The organism is Psychrobacillus sp. FSL K6-4046, from assembly GCF_038624605.1.
Taxonomy (GTDB): Bacteria; Bacillota; Bacilli; order Bacillales_A; family Planococcaceae; genus Psychrobacillus.
The window spans coordinates 2,953,954-2,976,563 of the sequence record NZ_CP152020.1 but is presented as its reverse complement, the minus strand read 5'-3'; the positions used below and the strand labels follow the sequence as shown (position 1 = coordinate 2,976,563).

The following is a 22,610-nucleotide window of genomic DNA, read 5'->3' as shown; positions in this document are numbered from 1 at the left end:
GAGCAGGGGTGAAACGTATATGCTAAAGAAATTTGCAAGGTTCGAAGAGATATTGCTAGTACTTTCCCTTGGTTTAATGGTTGCACTTATTTTTGGTCAAGTAATAGGCAGATATGTTTTTTCCTCTGCACCAAGCTGGACAGAGGAAATGGCGAGATATATTCATATTTTCCAAGTATGGATTGGGGCAAGCTATGCAGTTAAATTAAGACAGCACATTCGCGTGGAAGCATTTATCACCCGCTTCCACGGGGTGTTTCGTCAGGTGCTTGAGATTTTATCCATAGTAATTTGGTTTGTAATGGCACTGTTTTTAGCTGTGTTTGGTACAGAGCTTGTTTTAAGTAGTATTAATCATGGACAACTGGCTCCAGCTATGCAAATACCAATTTGGATTCCGTATTTAGCTATACCACTTGGTGGGATTGGGATGGCTATTCGGTTAGTCATTCAAGTAAAAGAAGTGATACGTGGCAATTACGAAAAACCTAAGGAAGAGGAGATTATGCTATGACAGTAGCTCTTTTGTTCGGTACACTGTTTATTTGCCTTTTAATTGGAGTTCCTATTGCTATCTCTTTAGGTGTTTCCGCACTAGTTGCCATTTATTTTGGTTCTAATCTTCCACTGGGTATTATAGCCCAAAAAGCATTTACATCCTTGGATTCATTCCCGCTATTAGCAATTCCTTTCTTTATGCTGGCTGGAGTACTAATGAGTAAAGGCGGAGTTTCTAAAAGATTGCTGGACGTAGCTACTGCTTTAGTAGGTTGGATAGTAGGGGGATTGTCTCTAGTAACCATAGTAGCATCCATGTTTTTTGCGGCTATTTCGGGATCAGGACCTGCAACTGTAGCTGCAATTGGCGGTTTTATGATTCCAGAAATGAAAAACAAAAAGTATGACGGAGGATATGCAGCGGCTGTATCCGCTTCAGCAGGATCTATAGGCGTAATTATTCCACCTAGTATTCCATTTGTGTTGTATGGGGTAATAGGAAGCGTATCTGTAGGAAGCATGTTCCTAGCAGGGATATTACCAGGTATTATCATTGGTATTGGTCTGATGATCACCGCGTATTTTATTGCTAAAAAACGAGGCTATAAGTCCGAGGGAACTGCCCGCTTTTCATTTAAGGATGTGTTAAAAGCTATATACGATGCCAAGTGGGCATTGCTTATCCCAGTTATTATTTTGGGTGGGATTTATGGAGGCTTCTTTTCGCCAACGGAAGCTGCTGTCGTAGCAGTGGTCTATGCTTTAATTATCGGCTTGTTTGTTTATAAGGAGCTTACATGGAAATCCGTATTTGAATGCTTCCGCGAAGCGGTTGTTATTAATGCTACTACGATGATTATTATCGGTCTTTCCGTTTCTTTTGCATATTTCATGACTTTAGAACAGGTGCCCAATGATATTTCTTCTTTCTTGACTGAATTATCTACCAATCCAATTGTCATTTTACTAGCTATTAATGTCATACTATTAATAGTAGGAATGTTTATCGATACAATATCTGCGTTAGTCATTCTAACACCGATTCTTTTGCCGATTGTTATTGCAGTCGGTGTCGATCCCATTCATTTTGGGGTAATATTAGTTACTAACTTAGCTATTGGTTTTATCACACCACCTCTTGGAGTAAACCTATTTGTAGCTTCTAGTGTTGGTAATGTGAAGTTTGAAAGAATCATAATGGCCATTATCCCATTTTTGTTCAGCATGATTGTTTGCTTAATCCTCATCACATTCTTACCGAGTTTATCTTTATGGCTTCCAAGTATTCTAAGCAATAAATAATTGTGAAAGAAGGATAATTATATGTCTTTACAACTTAACCCACGTGCGATAGCACTTGAACAACCTGGTATTCGTCAGTTCTCGAATCAGCTCGTTAATTTCCCAAATGCAGTTAATCTAACAATAGGACAACCAGATTTCCCTACTCCGCAGGCAGTGAAGGATGCGGGAATACACGCTATTCAAAATGATTTAACTGGTTATTCTCACAATGCTGGGTTAATAGAGTTAAGAGAAGCTGTTAATAATTTTTTTACAGATAAATATGGTTTTTCCTACAACCCAACTAAAGAAATTGTCATCACAAACGGTGCGAGTGAAGCTATCGATACAGTTTTTCGAACTATTTTAGAAGAAGGCGACGAGGTTATATTGCCGGCTCCGATATACTCAGGCTATGAACCTGTTATTAAATTTTGTGGCGCTAAGATCGTTTATTTAGATACAACTAATACTGGTCTACAGCCTTCAGCAGATGAATTAGAGAAGCTTATTACAGATAAAACGAAGGCTATTTTGTTTAATAATCCTTCAAACCCTACTGGCATGGTTATTGAAAAGCAGGTAATGGATCAGCTAGTGGAAATGTTAAAGGATAAAGAGGTTTATATTGTCTCCGATGAAATTTATAGTGAGAATACATTTTTAGGAGAGCATGTTTCGTTTGCTTCCTATCCGGAGCTGCGAGACAAATTATTTTATATCCATGGGGTTTCTAAGTCGCATTCGATGACTGGCTGGAGGATTGGATTCATATTAGGTCCTGAGAAAATTATGGAGCATGTGTTAAAAGTACATCTTTACAATTCTATTTGTGCTTCTTTGCCATCACAGTACGGTGCACTAGAGGCATTAACCAATTCCAAGGACATCCCAAGCGCAATGAATATTGAGTATGTAACAAGACGTGACTATGTATATGATCGCTTGTTAAAGATGGGTCTTCCTGTCATTAAGCCGAATGGTGCATTTTATATTTTTCCTTCCATAGAACGTTTAGGTATGAAGTCTTTTGATTTTGCAACGAAGCTACTACATGAAGGTGGAGTAGCAGTAGTTCCTGGCAGTACCTTTACACCTTATGGAGAGGGCTATATTCGAATTTCCTATGCTTATTCCATGGCCGTATTAGAAGAGGGTTTAAATCGTTTAGAACGTTTTATAGAAAAAATTCAGTCCCAATGAATTCTATTACATGACGAAATGGAGAATACAATGAAAAAAGTAATTACGTATTCACTTGCACTTGGAATTTTTAGTAGTGTTATACTCGCTCCCGTAGCGAATGTACAGGCAGCGTCATTAACAAAAGCGGAAGCACTAGTTCAGAGAGCGGAGAAAGAAGCAACGGCTTTAAAATGGCAAATTTCTATTGAACATACCCAGTCTATTAAAACTCCAGATATGAAGGTATTCAATTCGACTAAATCTGCTTATCTAACGGCACAAAAAGAGATTTCCTCGATAAGTGATCCAGCTAAAAGGGCAGAATTAGAAAAAAAATTAGAGGAAACAGCCGGGATTCATTATAAACGCTCCATGGGATATGTGGATGCTATTACGTCTGGCAATAAAATTCAAAAGCTGGCTAACACTCTTCAACAAGAGTATAGAAAGGATCCAAGCTCTAAGCTTACGGAAACTGCTTATCATGCTTTATCCGAGGAAATTAGAAAGCAAGGAAAGCTTTTATATAGAGTTTATGGTAAGTCAACACGCGACGCTTTTATTACTCAATATAAGAGTCCTGCCGAACAGATGCTACTTAATGTAAAATCTGCAAAGCTAGCGAAAGGCTTAATAACTAAGCTGGACCAGGCTATCCAAAAGAAAACCAAGCAAGACTCCATTCTAAACGAATTGTTTTTAACTTTAGAATCCATAAAAGATGATACGATGTATTATCGACTATTTGAAGAATACAGCAAGGTCATGCGAAAGGACATAAATTTTGTTGCACAAGAAAAAGACTTCAACATTTATTTTGGTCAAATGAACCAACTGATCAATAAAAAAGATGTAACGGGAGTTTTCTCGTTATACGGTAAGGATTTTCCTGACTATGAATTTTTAAAAGAGGATATTCAAACTTCCTTCAATGAAAATGATACAAAGTTCGAACTGGTAAACGTTTATGTCTACTCCATCATTAGTGGCTATGCCTATGTGGAAGTTGAGGACCTTGCTACTACAGGAAATAAGAAGGAATCTATTTTAAATGTATATCTATTGAAAAAAGAAAATAAGGAATGGAAAATTGTCGATATTTTTACTCCTTACTAACTATTTTCTTCAAACAACCAACGAGAGAAAACTTGTTGGTTGTTATTTTTTGCTCCAAGAATGTTAAACTAAATGATATGAAAATTCAATTAAATTAATAGAGTCAATAGGAGGAGTAGAATGAAAACATTGTTATTAACAGGATTTGAACCGTTTTTACAGCTTACTGTCAATCCAACTATGAAAATTGTGGAACAGTTAAATGGTTTAGAGATTAATGGTCATAGGATTGTTGGTAAGATCCTACCGGTAGATTTTCGTGCCTCTGGTAAGGAGCTACTTCAATTACTGGAAGCAGAAAAGCCAGACGTACACATATCTTTAGGCTTAGCAGCTGGCAGGTATAAAATTACTCCTGAGAGAGTTGCTATCAATGTACAAGATGGGGATGTAGACAACAAAGGAAATAGGCCCGTTGATGAAGTGATCCAGGCAAACGGAGAACCGGGTTATTTCTCTACGTTGCCAATTCGAAAAATGGTGGAAAAGCTAATCCAAAATGGTTTTCCTGCTGAAATTTCTAATACAGCAGGAACCTACCTTTGTAATAATGTCATGTATGAAGCACTACATTATGCACAGAAGTCCAATAATAAACTGATTTCGGGGTTCATCCATATTCCGGCATCTCATGAACTAGCGATTGCACATGGGAAAATTCCGAGCTGGTCTCATGAGGACTTGAAAAATAGTATTATCACTTGTATTGGTGCGTTAGAACATCATGACAATTGAAATGCCAACTTTTTTTAGAACAGGGGAGAGGACTTTACGTTTTAGTTTTAAAGAGACTATAAGTCAAGAAGTATGGAGACAAGTACATTTCTTTGCTGAAATGGTTTCATTAGAATGGAATCATCTTATAGAGGAAGTGGTGCCAAGCTATCATACAATTACGGTGTTTTTTATTGATTCGTCGGCATTAGACAAAGTCGATATTAAGGGATTCTTATTCCAATGGCAGCATAAAAATTTAGCTTTAGAAAAAATGCCAACTAGATTAGTACATATTCCCGTTTGTTACGAGGAGCCGTATTCGTTAGATATGGATAGAATAGCTTCTTTAAATGGTCTTTCTTCCAAACAGATTATTCAGCTTCACACACAACCATTATATACCGTATATATGATTGGATTTTTACCCGGTTTTCCTTATTTAGGAGAGTTACATAAAAGCCTTTGCATTTCTCGCCTAGACAAGCCTAGAAGTATAGTACCAAAAGGCTCTGTTGGAATTGGAGGAAATCAAACAGGCATTTATCCCTTAGAATCACCAGGAGGATGGAACATTATTGGAAGAACACCTTTGGAGCTCTATTCGGCTTTTAGAAATGACCATTTTCTATTAAGAGCAAGAGATTTAATTAGATTTTTTCCCATTTCAATACATGAATATGAAGAGATAGCTAGTGAGTTAAAACAAGATTCTCTTGCTATGAAACGTTTTGTAGAGGAGTTGTCTAAATGATAACAATTGATATAAATGCGGATGTAGGGGAAAGCTTTGGAGCCTTTAGCGTAGGGGAAGACCAGGAATTATTTAAAGTGATTACTTCAGCTAATATTGCTTGTGGATTCCACGCGGGAGATTTTTCGGTAATGAACCGAACAGTAAAGGAAGCTAAGAAAAATAATTTATCCATTGGTGCTCACCCAGGTTTTCCAGACCTGCAAGGATTTGGACGTAGGAATATGATAATGTCACCCGAAGAAATCTATGAGATGGTTATCTATCAAGTTGGGGCCTTAAAGGCTTTCTGTCAGCTTCATCATGTACGACTTAGGCATGTAAAGCCACATGGTGCTCTTTACAATATGGCTGCAAAAGATTCCTCTGTTGCTAAAGCAATTGCGCAGGCGACGTTTGATATGGAACCAGACTTGATTTTATATGGGTTATGCAACAGTGAACTAATAGATGCGGGAAAAATGATAGGTCTTCAAACTGCACAGGAGGCTTTTGCCGATCGCCTTTATGATGAGGATGGGCAGCTAGTTAACCGAACAGAGCCAAATGCTATTTTGACTACTGATGAAGATATCGTTACGCAGGTTTTACGAATCGTAAAAGATCGACAAGTAAAGACCAAGTCTGGGGATAGTATAAGAATCCATGCTAATACCTTGTGCTTTCATGGCGATGGCAAAAATGTCTCGGCAGTCGTTAGGAAAGTTAGAAAAGTCCTAGAGGAAAACAATGTGAGGATTGCACCTTTGGAGTTGGGAATATGAAGGCGCTTTTTAAAGTTATAAAAGAGGGGGTTTACGCATCCTATCAGGATTTAGGCAGACCAGGGTATCGGAAATTTGGGATGCCTGTTGCTGGACCGATGGATAAATATGCTTTTCAAATGGGGAATAAAATTGTATCCAACTCTCCAAACTCCTTAGCATTAGAACTATTTTTAGGTGGCTTATCACTGGAAGTTTTAGATACTCATAAATTAGTTATCAGTGGGGCGAATCTGGAAGCTACGCTAGATGGAAGAAACCCCGTGGAGCTATGGACATCATTTCTAGTCATCAAAGGTCAAATCCTATCCTTTAATAGTCCGAGTAAAGGAAGTATTGCTTACATAATTCCACAAGGAGGATTTTGTGCGGACGAGGTGATGAACAGTAGTTCAGCATATCCAAGAGCAGATATTGGATATGTACTGAAGCCAAACATGATTTTATATGGGAGGGATACTTCGTATACAAACAAACGCTCTCGATTAATACCGTCTCTTATTCCTACTTATGAAAATGATGTAACTGTTAATGTTTGGGGAAGTCCACATTTGGCTTTATTTGAAACGAGCAGTATTGATACTTTTTTTAATTCGATTTATACATATAAGGCTGGGAATCGGATGGGATATTATTTAGATGGCCCTGAGCTAAAGTTCGTCTCTAAGGGCGATATTCTATCGGAGGCAACCCAGTTTGGTACTATTCAAATTACTAATAATGGTCAGCCGGTTGTTTTAATGGCAGATGCACATACGGTTGGTGGATATGCTACCATGGGGAAAATAGTAGACGAAGATTTATGGAAGATCTCCCAATTGAGGAGTGGTGGAAAGATTCGTTTTCAATGGAGAGAGTGATAAGGATTGTCATAAAATACACCTAGCAGTTGTGTGTTTTATGACAATCCTTTTTGAGCATGCATATATGTTGTTTATAGAATTTTTAATGCTTTTCTAAATGTAGCTTTATTTCCTCGGAAATTTTTTAAAATTCATTCTCGTTCATCATATAATACCAAATTCCATCCTTTAATTCTCCAGCACCTTCTTCAAAGGTCAGAGTTTCAATCGTATTTATACTTTTTTTATAATCTTTTTGTATATTTAGCATCTGCTCGAAGGTCATATTTGTTTGTAGGTTTTCTTCAATAATTAGAAGTAGTTCCGTTCCTTTTCCTCAGGAGTAGATTGAAGTTTGCCCCCTTTTTAAGTAGAGATTGAATTACTTGTTTTTGACGATGTTGTCTTCCAAAATCTCCTAGTGGATCATCTTTGCGCATTCTTACATAATCTAGCGCCTGCTGTCCCTGTAATCTAATTTTTTCCTCAAGAAAGGTATAGCCAAACACTTCAAAGGTCGTTTCTTTTACAACATTTACTCCACCTACAAAGTCTACGAAATAAGACTTTGTTCATTCCCTTTTTATTATTTTATAAATTATTAATGATATTTATATGCTTAAATGTGATAATTATCACATTTTTGTACAAATATTGTAGGTATAATTAATCAAAAAGGGAGTGTTATTTATATGCGTGGTTCTTTAAAAAGTAAACTTTTAGTTCTGGCTTTAATCGTTATATTACTACCTTTATCAATACTAGGCCTAAATAATTATTTGTTAGCTAAAAAAGAATTAGATGAATTAGGGAAAATGGGGATTCAAAATGGTACCTATGCAATATTGGATTTAATTGATGAATTGAATAAAGAGGTAGAAAAAGGCGTTATAACAATGGAAGAAGCAAAAGCACGAGTTGCAGATAAAATTATCGGTCCTTTAAAGGAGGACAATAAACGTTCAATCACTAATCCGGCATCCTACGGGAAGAATTTCTATTATTATGTTATGGATGATAAAGGCAACTTATTAGTACACCCTAGTCTAGAAGGGGAAAACTTATATGATAATCAGTCGGAGGATGGTCAGTATTTTATAAGAGATAGTATAGAAAAAGCATTAAATGGTGGGGGGTACGTGTCTTATAACTGGCCACTTCCTAGTGACGAAGCTCAAGTGGAACCAAAAATTGCATATAGTATAGAGGATCCCAATTGGGGGTGGATAATTGTAGCAGCTACATACGAAAGGGACTTTAATAAAGGCGCACATACTATGTTATTTACAACCATTGTGACGATTTTAATAGCGCTCCTGTTAGGATTAGTACTGTTTTGGTACTTTGCTAGAAAAATGACAACTTATTTAAAGAAGATTATGGTTTTAACCTCGGATATAGCAGATGGAAAGCTTAGTGGAAATGAGATACCAATAGAAACAAGGGATGAGTTAGGTCAGCTTGCATTAAATGTGAATACTATGAAGAATAGTTTAGAGGAAATGGTGAGTCAAACAAAAGTATCTTCAGACCATATGAGAGGCTCCTCCGAGGTGCTGAGTGCTGTAATAGAAGAAACTACGGCAGCTGCTGATGAAATTTCACATGTTATTACAGAAATCTCTAAAGGTGCAGTTATACAAGCAGAGGAAGCAGAGGTAGCTTCTGATAAAGTAAATGATTTGTCTACAGTTATTGAGAAAACACTTAAGCAATATAATGAAATTATTGTAGGGGTTAGTCAAATGACAAGCGTACAAGAAAATGGTTTATCTAACATAAATACCTTAACTACAAATACTGATAGATTGCAAGCAGTGATGGATGTCCTACAGGCTACTTTTACTCAACTTACTAATCGAATGGGACAGATATCTCAAATTGTTCAGACCATTAATGATATATCTGCCCAAACCAATTTACTTGCTTTAAATGCAAGTATCGAAGCTGCAAGGGCAGGAGAGCATGGAAAAGGATTTGCGGTAGTAGCAGAGGAGGTAAGGAAGCTATCAGAAGGTACTCAGGTAGCTACAGATAGTGTACGTAATCTTTTAAAGCAAATTGAGCAGGACACACGTTTAGCAGAAATTCAAATGACGGAAACTCAATCGATTTCAAATGAACAAATGGATTCAGTTGAATATACTAAACAATCATTCATGGAGTTGACTAAATCCATTCAACAAATAAAAGAAGAACTTATTTATTTAAATGAAGAGATGAATATCATGTATTCTAATAGAGAAGTGGTTGTAGGGGCGATATCTAATATTGCAGCCGTTGCAGAGGAGTCTGCAGCAGCAACAGAGCAAATGAATGCCTCAATTGAAGAGCAGAACAATGCTATTAATTCTATTATGAATTCAGCCCTTCAACTTCAACAGGAAGCTGAAAACATGCATGACTTGGTATCGAGGTTCAAATAAGAGATAAATGTGTTCGAATAGTATTTATTCAAAATAAACAAGGATAACAGTACCTGTTACCCTTGTTTTTTATCGTAAGAAAGCGGGAATAACACCTTTATCTTTTTCTAGTTTTATTACTAGGTAAATGATGGGATAAAAGAACAATAAAAAAACTGCAGCAAGCTCAGGGGAAATAACCTGAGCAATAGCTGCAGTCTTTAGTTGAAATCTGTCTTTATTATTCTTCCGCTTTAGAGCTATTAACCTGTAGAAAGTAGCGGCTGATATCTCGGAAAAAGGCGTTAAGCATGTTATTGAACATGTCTAATGCATCAAATGAATATAGTCTATAAGGATCTTCTTGTCCGTAGCCGCGAACGGAAATACCTTCTCTCAAGTGGTGTAAGTTTCCTAAATGAGAAATCCAGTATCTATCTAGCGTTTCAATGTAAATGCTTTGGATGTCCTTCCAAGTATCTTCATCTACATCATTCTCTAGTTCATCTAGTGCCATTCGGTAAACAACATTTAGTTCCTTTTGTAATTGTTCCTTACTTTCCGCAGTGAAGTTAGAGTAATCGATTGGCTCCGTGGTAGTAAGCGTGCCGATTATTTTAATTTCATCAATCACTTCCTGGTGCAAAGCAGCTTCTCCCGCAGCATCCATTTCTAACATATCCTTTAAGAAGTAATTTAAGCGTTCCTGTATAGCAATTTGAATGAGTGATTGCATGTTTTCCAGTTTCAATGCTTTTTCACGATAATTATAAATCACTTTTTGTTGATCATTGTTTACATCATCTAATTTTAATAAGTGTGATCTACTTGAGAAATGCATTCCTTCAATAACCTTTTGTACATTGTAAACAAATTTAGTTGGGTTAGGGGAAATTATTAAACCACTCTCATCTGTTTTTACTTTCTTTTTATACTTAGCGAATTCTTCTTCATCATAGTAGTAGAATAGTTCATCGTCTAAGGAGACGATAAACTGTGTGCTGCCTGGGTCACCTTGGCGACCACTACGTCCCCGTAATTGCATATCAATACGAGCACTACTGTGAAGCTCGGTCCCGATAATATGCAAACCACCAAGCTCTGCTACACCTTCGCCTAAAAGGATATCCGTTCCTCGGCCTGCCATATTAGTAGCTAGCATAATTTTATGCATTTGACCTGCATTAGAAATAAGCTCTGCTTCATCTTCCTCTGTTTTAGCATTTAAAATATTGTGTTTCAAGCCTTCCTCTTTAAAGAAATTGGATAGCTTCTCTGATTGCTCTATAGAGGTTGTCCCAATTAAAACAGGACGCCCAACTTCGTGGTGCTTTTTAGTTTCAGCAACAATTTTCTTCATTTTATCTTCAGAAGATAAATAGACAACAGTCTCCATATCAATTCGCTTGTTTGGTTTGTTCGTAGGAATCTCTGTGACTCTTAAATTATAAGTCTCCCAAAATTCATCGCGTGAAGGCATAGCACTGCCAGTCATTCCAGAGATATGACTATACAAACGGAAATAATGTTGAATGGTAACAGATGCCTGTGTATTGTTCTCTTCTTTGATCGAAACCTTCTCTTTAGCCTCTATTGCTTGATGAAGGCCATCGCTATATGTTCTGCCTTCCATTATACGTCCTGTATACTGATCAACGATTTGTATTTTATCGTCCTTCACAATATAGTCGACATCTTTTCTCATAACTACTTTTGCGCGAAGCGTCTGCATTGCTATATGAAGAAACTCTCTATGTTCGCGATCATATACATTATCGATTCCAAAGGCCTCTTCTAGACGATCTGCACCTTCATCTAACAATACAATTTGTTTTGTTTCTGGGTAATAATCGTATTCTCTTTTATCCTCAAACGATTCTACTACCATCTGCATCACAGGGAAGAGATTTAAGCTTGCGTTAGACTTACCTGCAATGATTAAAGGTGTCCTTGCTTCGTCTATTAAAATGCTATCTACTTCATCGATTAATGCGTAGAAAAGCGGTCTTTGTACGAGCTCATCTTCTCGTTGGATCATATGGTCTCTTAAATAGTCGAAACCAAACTCTGTCCCTGTTCCGTATGTAATATCACAAAGGTAAGCAGCTTGCTTTTCCTCTTTTTCCAGTCCAGCTACATTAAGTCCAACGGAAAGACCAAGAAATTCAAAAAGGGGCTTCATTTGTTCATAATCTCGAGTAGCCAAGTATTCGTTCGCGGTAATGATATGTGTTCCTTTTCCGTAAGCAGCCATCACGTAAGCTGGTAGGGTAGCCACTAACGTTTTACCTTCTCCCGTTTGCATTTGTGCAATTTGAGATTGTGTTAGAACAGCCCCTCCCATCAACTGAGAATCATAATGTCTCATTCCAAGCACACGTTTAGAGGCTTCTCGAACGACAGCAAATGCTTCAATAATTAACTCCTCTGGTGATATTCCCTCGTTAAGCTTCTCACGAAAAGTATTTGTATATGCTTGTAGCTCTGCATCATTTTTTTGAGTGAATGAATCTTCTAGGGCATTTATTTTATTTACAATTTTTTTTAGCTGGTTTAGCTCTATGACTTCTCCTGAAATCATTTTTTTAATAGATTGTAACATGTCTAATCTCCTATCTTTTATTTCCAATACTATTATATCATGAAACATAAGTGGTAGCATTTACTATATAAATAGCTATGATTACAATTTAGTTACATGATTATATTTAAAAAGTTTCCATATCATGTTAAAGTTAGTATAGATATGAAAGGGGTTAGAATGTTGAAAAAAATTAGTACAGCAATGCTTGCTATGGTTTTAGCAGCGCCGATGAGTAGTGTTCATGCAGAAGAGATAGTCAAAAAGCCAATGGTAGAAGTAAAAGAGCAACAAGGAATAGAAGGTATTAAAGATGTTGTCGAAGAAAATCTAGAGGTCGATAACTCGGAGGAATGGCTGGACGATATAATAGAAGAAAAGCCAGTAGAAGAAGTAATTGAGGAAGGCTACGAAAATTTAGGACCAATGATTTTTAAAGCTTCCGCTGTATCCTCTAAAATTGCAGCAAATAACGAGGGCGACTATTTTATTTACTACATCATGCATGGCTCTCCAGCGGCACTTGTTGTCGTGGATTATACGTCTAAAGAAATCTTACATACGTTTACGTTAGAAGATTCGAAAAGTGCATGGGGCTTGGATGTAGATGAAAATGGGAAGCTATGGGTTGGTGGATCAGTATCGAGCGTACTTTATAGCTATGATCCGAACGAGGAAGTATTTGAAAAGCATGGAGCGATTTTTTCCAATAAGAGTGATACATCTATTCAAGATTTAATCGTATCCGGCAATAAAGTGTATGCAGGTTCGGCTTATGGTGGTTCGTTAGTAGCATTTGATACAGAAACAAAAGAAATAGAGGAATTTGGTCAAATTCGAAAACGAAAAGAATTCGTGAAAGCTATCGTTGCTGATGAAGATAAAGATGAAATTTACGTTTCTATTGGTTCTCCAATGGATTTATTAGTAAAAAAGCCGAACACAAAAAATTTCACTTCATTTTTGCCAGCAAAATACATGTCTGAAAAATATGCACAGGACTTAGTTTTAACGGATAATTATATTATTGCTAGATTACATCCTTCAAATATGGCTGTTATTTTTGACCGTAAAACACTTAAAATAGTGGATGAATTTGAATTGAGCTCTAAAACTGTATCAGCAGTTTCTCCAAATGGAGAGGGGATTTACTATACAAAAGGGCAACAATTGATTAAATATGAGTTCGAGACAAAGATGCATACCGAACTTGGTGTTTATCTGCCTAAAGGAACGGAAGCTATTAATCTAGACTTTATCGTAAAGAATCCTAAGCTTCCGAACGAGGAAGGAACAGGGGATGAAAGTGAAAATACTGTTCCAGGCGCAGTTACTGCACCTAAAGTAGAATCTGGTGTAAAAAATACAGAGATTATCGTTCCAAACCCTGCCTCGCCAATAATAGTACCGCCTTTGAAAGAAAATCCTAATGGTAATGATCCTTCAGAAGAAACTTTGGAGGAGCCAAAGGAATGGATTTTATCAGGTATGGTTGATAACCTAGGTCAAATTTTTGAATACAATCCACAAACAGGAGAGTTACAATATCATAACTTTAACTTGCCGGAGCAGCCGGTTGAGCTTTACACTTTAGCATCTAGCTCAGATGGTAAACATATTTATGCAAATGGTTATATGTCAGGTGGCCTTGGCGTATACAACGTAGCAACGGGGAACAAGGAATTATATCGTAATATAAGCCAAGTGGAGTCTATGTTTGAGATAAATAACAAGCTTTATATTGGAGCCTATCCTCTAGCTAGATTATTAGTATATGATCGTTCGATTCCGTGGGGAGTTGGAAATCCTGCTGAAGTAATTAGAATGAGCTCACATGGGCAAGAACGTTCTACAGCAGTTGCACCTTATAATAAAGGAAAAGAGATTATTCTTGGTACTCTACCTGATACTAGCGTTGGTGGAGGGGCATTAGTTTTTTATGATACTTCTACTAAAAAAACAGAGATTTATGAGGATTATATTTATAACCAAAGCATTGTTTCTTTAGTAAGCAGAGGAACTCAAGTATTCGGTGGTACATCGATCCATGCCAACCAACAAGTAAATCCTAGAGGAGCAAGACTGTTCTATTTTGATCGTTTTAATCCAGAGGCAAAAAAATATATTCACCTACCATTTAGTTCAAGTATGATTACTAGTTTAATAGTAGATAAAGAGAATTATGTGTGGGGAATGGCTGATGGAAAGCTCTTTAAATACAAGGATGAATGGACTGATATCGAGACAGTTGAGTTATTACCATTAATATCAGGTCGATTCCGTAATGCACAAATATTAGAGGGTGTAGATGGTTACATTTATGGAAGTGTTGAAGGTAAGTTGTTCCGTGTAACAAAAGATAGTTTAAAAGTTGAATGGTTAAAAGATAAAGGAGTTTATGGACTAGAACAGGACTTAAACGGTAACCTCTATTACTACGATGGAAGTAATCTATGGAGATACACGATTGAGAAAAATCGTGGAAAACAAGCTGAATCAGCTGGGAAATGAAGGAGATTTAATTAAATGAAACGAAAATTGCTATACCTTGTTGTCGTTTTTGCAGTGGTCACGAGTTCACTATTCCAACCAAGTCAAGTAGAAGCGCAAGCAACGAAAGTGTATTGGGACGGTATTTTAATGGTTCCAGGTCAAGTGGGAAAAATTAAAGTAGTAAAACCGATCAACCTATGGAAACGAACATCAGATGGTTTAGTATTTGAGAGAATTCTAAAACCAGGAGAGCAATACCGTGTCTATCGCTATGACAATCTTTATGGTGGACAATATGGGCTTGGTGGCGGAATGTATATTACTAAAATGGCGGGGTATGTCGATTATAAAACACCGTCTAAAGCTAAGCTTCGAGAATTGGAGAATGCTCAGGGTGGGTCAACAGTTACCCCCCCTGTAGGTACTCCTGCTTCTAACTTATTTCCAAAAGAAGCTATCCCTACTCTATCCATTGGTAAAGTAGCTGCTCAGGCTATTACTCAAATTGCTCCCGGAGTAAGAAAAAAACTGATAGACATTGATGGGGCACTAGGGGCTCAAAAGCTTTTTGTCATTGACTATGATGGAAAAACTTCCAATATTCAAATGAAGGCAGAGCTTGCGAAGGATCAAGTAGTTGGGTTTGAAACAACTTCCTCACAAGCAAATAGTGTTCCGCAAAATGATTCTTATCATGTCGTAGCAGGCGTTAACGGCGATTATTTTGATAAAACAGGTCAGCCAGTAGATTTAATGATGATTGATGGATCTATTGTAGCTACACCGCAAACTGCGTTAAGCGACTTAGCTGTACTTGGGATTACTTCTAATAAGAAAGCTATCATTGGTGCACCTCAAGTTTCTATGAACCTTTCTGTAAATGGGACATCCTATCCTATTAATTCGGTTAATAGAAAAAGATTAGCAGATCATCTAGTTGTCTATACTAGAGACTTTGCTCCAACAACAAGCACTAACGAGCTTGGCACAGAAGTACGTGTGAAAATCGACTCAGGTAAGCTAAACGGTGGTGAAACACTTGCTGGTACGGTTACCGAAGTGATATCTGGTGTTGGAAATGCTGCTTTAAATACGAATGAAATTATTTTGTCAGGTCATCATTTTGCTAGCGATTTCCTAAAGGGAATTAATGTAGGTGACCAAATTGAAATATCTACTAAATTTACTCCAGCCGAATGGAATGATGTTCGAGAGGCTGTAAGTGGTAGATATCATTTAGTAAAAAACGGAGTACTACAAACGATTAAAGTAGCAGGTGTTGCACCAAGAACAGCTGTTGGAGTTCGAAAAGATGGTAGTCTATTCACTGCTGTAATTGATGGAAGAACTACTCAAAGTAAGGGGCTTTCCTTACAAAATACTGCAAAGCTGATGAAAGATCTTGGAGCTAACTATGCGATGACCTTTGATGGTGGTGGTTCCTCTACGGTAGTAGTAAGAGAGCTTGGTAACACAAAAGTGACGGTAGCCAATACTCCTTCCGATGGATACGAGCGCTCGGTAGCCAACTCACTACTCTTTGTGAGTACGTATAAAACAGGTCCTGCGGTAACTATTTCTCCAGCATCTAACGTACTTGAAGTATTTCAAGGGGCGACCTATACGAATCTATCAGTTCCTGTAAAAGGGATTGACCAGTATATGAACCCAGTTGCAATTTCAGGAAATGGAAAAGTTACTTCTACTATATTGTCTACTGTAAATGGTAAGCAGGTTGTCAATGCAAAACCAGGGACTTATGCAGGAATGGTTACTTATGAAGGTAAGACTACTAATATACAGTTGAGAGTAACAAACACGATAGACAGTATTAAAGCATCTGAAAATTATTTGCAATTAGCGAAAGGGCAAGCCGTTCAGCTTTCCGTAAGTGGGATTAAAAATGGACAAGCAGTTTTAACGGATGCTAGTGCATTTACATTTAGTAGTACTGTAGGTACTGTTCAAGCGAATGGTAAGTACACAGCACCAAACAAAGATGGAATTGGAACGATTAATGTAAAATACGGAAATAAGTCTTTAACTATTCCTGTCATTGTAGGTGAGGTCGCACCAACTATTTTAGAGTCATTTAACAAAGGTATCTTTAACTATGAGGCTACTAGTGACAAAGCTAAAAGTGTTTCCGTGACGTCCGTTGCTAATGATAGAGATGGGTCAAAGGCTATCAAGTTAACCTATGATTTTAAAGACACGACTGGTACTTCAGGAGCTTATATTAATGCTAAAACGAACCTTACAATTAGCACACCGTTAAAGAAAATAGGAATGTGGGTTAAAGGTGACGGTAAAGGTAACTGGTTAAGATCTCAAGTAGTTGATGCTACTGGTAAAACGGTTCAATTGGACTTTGATAAAAATGTAACTTGGACCGATTGGAGATTTGTTACAGCGAATGTTCCTGCTGGACTTTCTTATCCATTGAAAATGGATCTTCCTGTCCGTTATATGCAAACAGAAAATGCTAAAAAAGCAAATGGTGAAATCATCATTGATGACATTCAAGCTATTTATAAAGACTAAAATGAGTATATAGTAGTAGGTGTTGCGAAGCGATTTAATGTATGATAACGTAATAAGTATGGATTTTGGTAAACTTTGGAGGGAAATACATGGCTTCGGAAGAAAAAGAGAAAGAAAACAATCTAGTAGGAAATGCTCAGAAAATAGTAGGATTCTATAAAAGACAGGCTTGGGCAGCAAAGGTTTTTGAGAAAATTGAACAGGATTCCATAGTTCAAGACGGTAAAGATATAGTGCTTGCATCCTCTATTATTCAATCAAATAATAACTTATATTTTCCGGCTTTTATGCGAATTAACATGAAGGAAAATGGTAAGGTAGTAGGGGCTTATATGATTCAAGAGGAAGAAGATAGCTTTAGCCTATTACCTTTAGAGATCTTGTTAGAGGAACCAGAAATGCAAGAAATGCTTCCCTTTAAGTACCGTACTTTAGAAAAGATTGAGGGAGACAGTTTACAAGTCAACTGGCCTGAGTTCTCCTAATATAGTACTAGAAAAAATAAAGCTTTTTACAAGAATAGAAAGGACTGATTTTTGCTCATACTAAAGCGAAAAGTCAGTCTTTTCTTTCTTTATATTAAATTTGGTTACTAAGCTAGTTTTATAGTATAATCATTAATTGAAGAAACTTTCATGTCGTTAGTTCGTCTATTTTGTAGAACCTAGCGGCTAAAAAGAAAATAAAAAAACAAGGATGATATTTTTGGATATAAAATTACTTCTTGCTTTTATCATATCTATGGCCACGGCAATCGCAGTTACCCCTTTAGTAATTAAGTTTGCACATATAATTGGGGCTGTGGATAAACCTTCTGAAAGAAAAGTTCATCAAAAAGTGATGCCTCGCTTAGGCGGACTTGCAATTTTTATAGCAGTAACAGTTGGTTATTTCGTTGCGGGATTGTATGAAGCAAAGATTACTGGAATTATTGTAGGTGCTCTGATTATTATCGTGCTTGGTATTATAGACGATAAATATGAGATTTCTGCAAAAATTAAGTTATTAGGTCAAATATTAGCAGCTTGCGCTGTTATGGGTAGCGGGTTAACAATTGAAGTTTTAAATATTCCTTTTTTAGGTGTATTTGAACTTGGTATTTTCTCTTATATAGTAACACTGTTCTGGATTCTTGCTATTACGAACGCTATCAACTTAATTGATGGATTAGATGGCTTATCAGCTGGAATATCTTCAATCGTATTTGCAAGTATCGCATTTTTAGCATTTTCTGCTGATAAAATGTTAATACTTACATTGTCTCTTATCTTACTAGGGAGTACGCTTGGGTTTTTATTTCATAATTTCCACCCAGCAAAAATCTTTATGGGTGATACAGGGTCCATGTTTCTTGGATACGCTATTGCTGTCCTTTCGTTATTAGGACTTTTCAAAAGCGTTACATTATTTAGTTTTGTTGTTCCTATTTTAATCTTAGGAGTACCAATTTTTGATACTTCCTTCGCTATAATTCGACGGTTAGTTAATCGTAAGCCGATATCGGTGGCAGATAAGTCTCATTTGCATCATAGATTGCTTGCACTTGGCTTGTCTCATCGTGATACCGTATTAGTAATATATGGTTTCGGTTTGATATTTAGTATATCAGCGATTACATTTGAGACACTAACTTTACGTTGGGCAATTTTTATTATTTTATTTATATTAATTGCATTTGAAATTGTTGCAGAGAAAATTGGGTTAGTGAATGATGAATATCGACCAATTATTTCTGTTTTTCAAAAAGTTGTTGGGTATAAGCGTAATTAGCCCTCTAGTAGACAGATAAAAACTATCTAGACCACTTTAAAAGGTGGGTTGCGCTTTTCATATATTAAATAATTCATATAGGGTTGGTGTAAACAAATGAAAGTACCAATGTTAGATTTATCGGAACAATATGCATCGCTAAAAACAGAAGTTTTAGAAGCGTTAGACGGAGTTATGAGTAGCTCTGTTTTCATTCTAGGAAGCAATGTTAAAAAACTAGAAGCGGATATTGCCGAATATAGCCATGTGGCACATGGGATTGGTTGTGGGAATGGTAGTGATGCAATTCATATTGCATTACAAGCAGCAGGTATAGGTGCTGGAGATGAAGTAATTACAACTCCATTTACATTCTTTGCTACTGGTGGAGCAATCGTCAGAGCCGGTGCAACACCTGTTTATTGTGATATCGACCCTGTTTCTTTCAATATAGATCCAGCTGAGATAGAAAAGCATATTACGGACAAAACGAAGGCTATTATTCCGGTTCACTTATATGGTCAAATGGCTGATATGGTGAGCATTCGTAAAATTGCAGACAAGCATAACCTAATTGTGATTGAGGATGCTGCACAAGCAATTGGAGCTAAACAAGGTGACTTTACTGTTGGTGAATTAGGAGATGCAGCAACTTATAGCTTCTTCCCGACTAAAAATCTTGGAGCTTACGGTGATGGCGGTATGGTTGTTACCAATAATGATGATATCGCAGAGAAATCTCGTGTTATTCGTGTACACGGTAGTAAACCAAAATATTATCATGCTGTGCTTGGTTATAATAGCCGTCTGGACGAGCTTCAAGCAGCAGTATTAAATGTTAAGTTCCCTCATTTAGACACTTGGAGTGAGCAACGTAGAGCTCATGCAGATTTTTACACTCAATTGTTGAATGAAAAGGTTGGAGAATACATTAAGACACCTGTAAAGGTAGAAGGTTTCCATCATGTATTCCACCAATATACTATTTTGACAGAGCGTCGAGATGAGCTTCAAGCTTATTTAAAAGAAAATGGAGTAGATACAATGATTTATTATCCACTACCATTACATATCCAACCGGTATTTGAAAGCTTAGGGTATAAACTAGGAGATTTCCCGAATGCAGAAAAAGCTGCAAACGAGGCACTTTCTTTACCAATGTTCCCTGAGTTAAAAGAAGAGCAACAGCAATTTGTTGTTGAAAAGATTGCTGCTTTCTTTTCTGGAAAATAATGATTAAAAAGTAAAGGGAGACGTTTTGTTACGTTTCCCTTTAACTACCTTATGAATGGGTTTAAAGGAGAATAGATATGTCAGAAAATAAATCGTTTCGATTATATGATTCTCTAGAATTTTTCTGGAGGAAAAAGATTTGGTTCATCATCATACCAGTCATCGCTGCATTAATAGGCTACGGTGCGTCTTTCCTAGTACCATCCAACGGTAAGTATGTAGGAAAAAGTACAGTCTTCACTGGATCTGTAAAGTTAGAGGCATTAACTAATCCTGATCATATCATGACTCAGTATGGTAAACATTTTACAGGGAAAACAGAAGTCTTTGTCCCAACTAGAAGTTACATAAAAACAGAGACCTATGGAGATACTGAAGAACAAGTAAAGAACGAATTAAATCAGTTTAATGAGCAATTATTAGCTGGATTAATGAACCAACATGACAAAGTAATTGGTGGCACTGAAACATATGCGAGCATTCAAGCAGAGCGTATTGAAACATTAAAAACCACAATAGAAGATTATAAAAAATTATTAATTGAATCTGATAATGTAACGGTAATTAACAACTTTACTACCTTATTATCTGCAGCTGAAATGGATTTAACAAATGCTTTAGCTACGGAACAAAGAGTAAGAAATGACGTCATTGCTTATGAAAAACCAAGCATTGCTGGAGAAACCAGAGTAGGACAAACAGAAACATATGGAACAGAAGGTGCTATTGCAGGGTTCATCTTAGGAATCTTATTAGCAATCCTTTCGCTATCTATGTGGAAGTATCTAATCGATGCAAGAAACTATAGAAAAGCGTAAGCACCTATCTCTGCCCCGACAGGCAAATGGAGAAAAGCGAGGAGGCAGTTCTTCAGCCACCGGAGCTTTTATCCATTTGACCCGAGGGGCAAGGTGCAGGAGCTAGACAAGAAAAGCGTAAGCACCTATCTCTGCCCCGACAGGCAAATGGAGAAAAGCGAGGAGGCAGCTCCACAGATACTGCTTGTCCCATTTGCGCTCGGGGGAAAGAAAATTGAAGTACCAAAACATGAAACATTTATTGATAAGATGGTGTCTTTACTAGAGTAAAACAGCACCAATTAAAAGGAGAGTATAAAATGTCTACATATTATGAAGAATTATTAGCAAAAATTGAAAACCACACTGCAGTTATTGGGGTAGTTGGTTTAGGTTATGTTGGTTTACCACTTGCGGTTGAAAAAGCTAAAGCTGGCTATAAAGTAATTGGATTTGATGTACAAGAATCTAAAGTTCAACAAGTAAATGAAGGAATTAACTATATTGGTGACGTAGTAGATGTTGACTTAAAACAAATGGTTGAGTCAGGACATTTAACTGCCTCTACAGATTATGGTTCAATTAGTGCAGTAGATGCAGTTGCTATCTGTGTACCGACTCCATTAGACATTTATCAACAGCCTGATACTTCTTATGTTGAAAGCTCAGTAAATGAAATTGCTAAATATGCTAAAAAAGGTACACTAGTAGTTCTTGAGTCAACAACTTATCCAGGTACAACAGAAGAAATTATTAAAAAAGCATTAGAAGATAAAGGATTTGTAACAGGAGAAGATATTTTCATCGCTTACTCACCTGAACGAATTGATCCAGGTAATAAAAGCTTCAATACAAAAAATACACCAAAGGTAGTTGGTGGTATTACGGAAAAATGTACAACAGTAGCTGCTGCAATGTACAGCAATGTATTAGAGGGTGACGTGCATAAGGTTTCTAGTCCGGCTATCGCTGAGATGGAGAAAATTTTCGAAAACACATTCCGTCACATTAACATCGCTCTAGCTAACGAAATGGCTATTCTTTGTGAGAAAATGGGAATTGACGTGTGGGAAGTAATCGATGCTGCTAAAACAAAACCATACGGCTTTATGGCATTCTACCCAGGCCCAGGATTAGGCGGTCACTGTATTCCAATCGACCCATTTTACTTAACTTGGAAAGCTAGAGAATACAATTACCACACTCGCTTAATCGAGCTTGCTGGTGAGATTAACAATACGATGCCTGAGTATGTAATTACTCGTGCAATGCAAATTTTAAATGATGAAGGTAAAGCGTTAAGAAATGCAAATGTTGTACTTTTAGGTGTAGCTTACAAAAAAGATATCGATGATATGCGCGAATCTCCATCTTTAAAATTAGTAGAACTATTAATACAACAAGGGGCTAACTTCAAAACAGTTGATCCTCATGTAACTACATTTAGAGTTGCTGGAGAAACACATGAAACTGTGGAATTAACAGACGAGTTGTTAGATTCAGCTGACCTAGTTATCCTAGCTACTGATCATACTGGCTTTGACTATGCTCATATTGCACAAAAATCAAAAGTTATTTTTGATACTCGTAACGCGTTTAAAGGAATTGACACTCCAAATCGCTATATTAAATTATAAGGGCGGGATACAAG

The 22,610-nt window shown here is 36.9% G+C and carries 18 protein-coding genes; 16 read left to right on the top strand and 2 right to left on the bottom strand.

Going from position 1 to position 22,610, the window contains the following annotated elements:
- Positions 1 to 19 precede the first annotated feature (19 nt).
- The 8 genes from MKY09_RS14630 to MKY09_RS14595 all read left to right on the top strand — a co-directional run bounded on the left by MKY09_RS14630 (position 20) and on the right by MKY09_RS14595 (position 7,175).
- Positions 20 to 514 carry a TRAP transporter small permease gene (locus tag MKY09_RS14630; protein WP_251552732.1) on the top strand — a complete coding sequence of 165 codons (495 nt, stop codon included), beginning with the start codon at positions 20 to 22 and terminating at the stop codon, positions 512 to 514.
- A complete protein-coding gene (locus MKY09_RS14625; RefSeq protein WP_340884860.1) occupies positions 511 to 1,800 on the top strand; it encodes a TRAP transporter large permease in 1,290 nt (429 codons plus the stop codon). Before MKY09_RS14630 ends, MKY09_RS14625 begins: the two co-directional genes overlap by 4 nt.
- 21 nt (positions 1,801 to 1,821) lie before the next feature.
- The gene (locus MKY09_RS14620) at positions 1,822 to 2,985 is read left to right on the top strand and encodes an aminotransferase class I/II-fold pyridoxal phosphate-dependent enzyme (protein ID WP_169358780.1); all 1,164 of its coding nucleotides are present in this window, start codon (positions 1,822 to 1,824) and stop codon (positions 2,983 to 2,985) included.
- A 30-nt stretch (positions 2,986 to 3,015) separates the two neighbouring features.
- Positions 3,016 to 4,083 carry a hypothetical protein gene (locus MKY09_RS14615; protein WP_251552735.1) on the top strand — a complete coding sequence of 356 codons (1,068 nt, stop codon included), beginning with the start codon at positions 3,016 to 3,018 and terminating at the stop codon, positions 4,081 to 4,083.
- Positions 4,084 to 4,203: 120 nt separating this feature from the next.
- Positions 4,204 to 4,818: a pyroglutamyl-peptidase I gene (pcp, locus tag MKY09_RS14610; RefSeq protein WP_340884853.1), complete on the top strand. Its 615-nt coding sequence runs from the start codon at positions 4,204 to 4,206 to the stop codon at positions 4,816 to 4,818.
- Complete coding sequence (gene pxpB, locus MKY09_RS14605) at positions 4,808 to 5,551, top strand: 5-oxoprolinase subunit PxpB (RefSeq protein ID WP_342566995.1); 744 nt, start codon at positions 4,808 to 4,810, stop codon at positions 5,549 to 5,551. Before pcp ends, pxpB begins: the two co-directional genes overlap by 11 nt.
- Positions 5,551 to 6,315 carry a 5-oxoprolinase subunit PxpA gene (locus tag MKY09_RS14600; RefSeq protein ID WP_340886071.1) on the top strand — a complete coding sequence of 255 codons (765 nt, stop codon included), beginning with the start codon at positions 5,551 to 5,553 and terminating at the stop codon, positions 6,313 to 6,315. The genes pxpB and MKY09_RS14600 overlap by 1 nt, the downstream gene beginning before the upstream one ends.
- The gene (locus tag MKY09_RS14595) at positions 6,312 to 7,175 is read left to right on the top strand and encodes a biotin-dependent carboxyltransferase family protein (protein WP_342566994.1); all 864 of its coding nucleotides are present in this window, start codon (positions 6,312 to 6,314) and stop codon (positions 7,173 to 7,175) included. The genes MKY09_RS14600 and MKY09_RS14595 overlap by 4 nt, the downstream gene beginning before the upstream one ends.
- 127 nt (positions 7,176 to 7,302) lie before the next feature.
- Here MKY09_RS14595 and MKY09_RS14590 read toward each other — a convergent pair whose 3' ends face one another.
- Complete coding sequence (locus MKY09_RS14590; protein WP_285841610.1) at positions 7,303 to 7,428, bottom strand: hypothetical protein; 126 nt, start codon at positions 7,426 to 7,428, stop codon at positions 7,303 to 7,305.
- A gap of 421 nt (positions 7,429 to 7,849) precedes the next feature.
- Here MKY09_RS14590 and MKY09_RS14585 point away from each other — a divergent pair, with 421 nt between their 5' ends.
- The gene (locus tag MKY09_RS14585; RefSeq protein ID WP_342566993.1) at positions 7,850 to 9,583 is read left to right on the top strand and encodes a cache domain-containing protein; all 1,734 of its coding nucleotides are present in this window, start codon (positions 7,850 to 7,852) and stop codon (positions 9,581 to 9,583) included.
- Positions 9,584 to 9,803: 220 nt separating this feature from the next.
- Here MKY09_RS14585 and secA read toward each other — a convergent pair whose 3' ends face one another.
- The gene (secA, locus tag MKY09_RS14580; RefSeq protein ID WP_342566992.1) at positions 9,804 to 12,164 is read right to left on the bottom strand and encodes a preprotein translocase subunit SecA; all 2,361 of its coding nucleotides are present in this window, start codon (positions 12,162 to 12,164) and stop codon (positions 9,804 to 9,806) included.
- 159 nt (positions 12,165 to 12,323) lie between these two features.
- Here secA and MKY09_RS14575 point away from each other — a divergent pair, with 159 nt between their 5' ends.
- The 7 genes from MKY09_RS14575 (at position 12,324) to MKY09_RS14545 (ending at position 22,596) form a co-directional block, all read left to right on the top strand.
- Complete coding sequence (locus MKY09_RS14575; protein WP_342566991.1) at positions 12,324 to 14,654, top strand: hypothetical protein; 2,331 nt, start codon at positions 12,324 to 12,326, stop codon at positions 14,652 to 14,654.
- A 15-nt stretch (positions 14,655 to 14,669) separates the two neighbouring features.
- Positions 14,670 to 17,180 carry a phosphodiester glycosidase family protein gene (locus MKY09_RS14570; protein WP_298467071.1) on the top strand — a complete coding sequence of 837 codons (2,511 nt, stop codon included), beginning with the start codon at positions 14,670 to 14,672 and terminating at the stop codon, positions 17,178 to 17,180.
- An 89-nt stretch (positions 17,181 to 17,269) separates the two neighbouring features.
- Positions 17,270 to 17,665: a hypothetical protein gene (locus tag MKY09_RS14565; RefSeq protein ID WP_342566990.1), complete on the top strand. Its 396-nt coding sequence runs from the start codon at positions 17,270 to 17,272 to the stop codon at positions 17,663 to 17,665.
- Positions 17,666 to 17,885: 220 nt separating this feature from the next.
- On the top strand, positions 17,886 to 18,950 hold the full coding sequence (locus tag MKY09_RS14560; RefSeq protein ID WP_169358790.1) for an MraY family glycosyltransferase: 1,065 nt from the start codon (positions 17,886 to 17,888) through the stop codon (positions 18,948 to 18,950).
- A gap of 96 nt (positions 18,951 to 19,046) precedes the next feature.
- The gene (locus MKY09_RS14555; protein WP_251552745.1) at positions 19,047 to 20,162 is read left to right on the top strand and encodes a DegT/DnrJ/EryC1/StrS family aminotransferase; all 1,116 of its coding nucleotides are present in this window, start codon (positions 19,047 to 19,049) and stop codon (positions 20,160 to 20,162) included.
- Positions 20,163 to 20,239: 77 nt separating this feature from the next.
- A complete protein-coding gene (locus MKY09_RS14550; protein WP_342566989.1) occupies positions 20,240 to 20,980 on the top strand; it encodes a hypothetical protein in 741 nt (246 codons plus the stop codon).
- Between the two features lie 299 nt (positions 20,981 to 21,279).
- Positions 21,280 to 22,596, top strand: a complete 1,317-nt coding sequence (locus MKY09_RS14545; RefSeq protein WP_169358793.1) for a nucleotide sugar dehydrogenase — start codon at positions 21,280 to 21,282, stop codon at positions 22,594 to 22,596.
- The last annotated feature ends 14 nt before the right edge of the window (positions 22,597 to 22,610 follow it).

Coding starts and splice junctions, on each gene's coding strand:
- MKY09_RS14565 (WP_342566990.1), top strand. CDS start 17,270: ATGGCTTCGGAAGAAAAAGAGAAAGAAAACAATCTAGTAGGAAATGCT.
- MKY09_RS14585 (WP_342566993.1), top strand. CDS start 7,850: ATGCGTGGTTCTTTAAAAAGTAAACTTTTAGTTCTGGCTTTAATCGTT.
- MKY09_RS14550 (WP_342566989.1), top strand. CDS start 20,240: ATGTCAGAAAATAAATCGTTTCGATTATATGATTCTCTAGAATTTTTC.
- pxpB (WP_342566995.1), top strand. CDS start 4,808: ATGACAATTGAAATGCCAACTTTTTTTAGAACAGGGGAGAGGACTTTA.
- pcp (WP_340884853.1), top strand. CDS start 4,204: ATGAAAACATTGTTATTAACAGGATTTGAACCGTTTTTACAGCTTACT.
- MKY09_RS14620 (WP_169358780.1), top strand. CDS start 1,822: ATGTCTTTACAACTTAACCCACGTGCGATAGCACTTGAACAACCTGGT.
- MKY09_RS14615 (WP_251552735.1), top strand. CDS start 3,016: ATGAAAAAAGTAATTACGTATTCACTTGCACTTGGAATTTTTAGTAGT.
- MKY09_RS14545 (WP_169358793.1), top strand. CDS start 21,280: ATGTCTACATATTATGAAGAATTATTAGCAAAAATTGAAAACCACACT.
- MKY09_RS14630 (WP_251552732.1), top strand. CDS start 20: ATGCTAAAGAAATTTGCAAGGTTCGAAGAGATATTGCTAGTACTTTCC.
- MKY09_RS14625 (WP_340884860.1), top strand. CDS start 511: ATGACAGTAGCTCTTTTGTTCGGTACACTGTTTATTTGCCTTTTAATT.
- MKY09_RS14595 (WP_342566994.1), top strand. CDS start 6,312: ATGAAGGCGCTTTTTAAAGTTATAAAAGAGGGGGTTTACGCATCCTAT.
- MKY09_RS14575 (WP_342566991.1), top strand. CDS start 12,324: ATGTTGAAAAAAATTAGTACAGCAATGCTTGCTATGGTTTTAGCAGCG.
- MKY09_RS14555 (WP_251552745.1), top strand. CDS start 19,047: ATGAAAGTACCAATGTTAGATTTATCGGAACAATATGCATCGCTAAAA.
- MKY09_RS14570 (WP_298467071.1), top strand. CDS start 14,670: ATGAAACGAAAATTGCTATACCTTGTTGTCGTTTTTGCAGTGGTCACG.
- secA (WP_342566992.1), bottom strand. CDS start 12,164: ATGTTACAATCTATTAAAAAAATGATTTCAGGAGAAGTCATAGAGCTA.
- MKY09_RS14590 (WP_285841610.1), bottom strand. CDS start 7,428: ATGCTAAATATACAAAAAGATTATAAAAAAAGTATAAATACGATTGAA.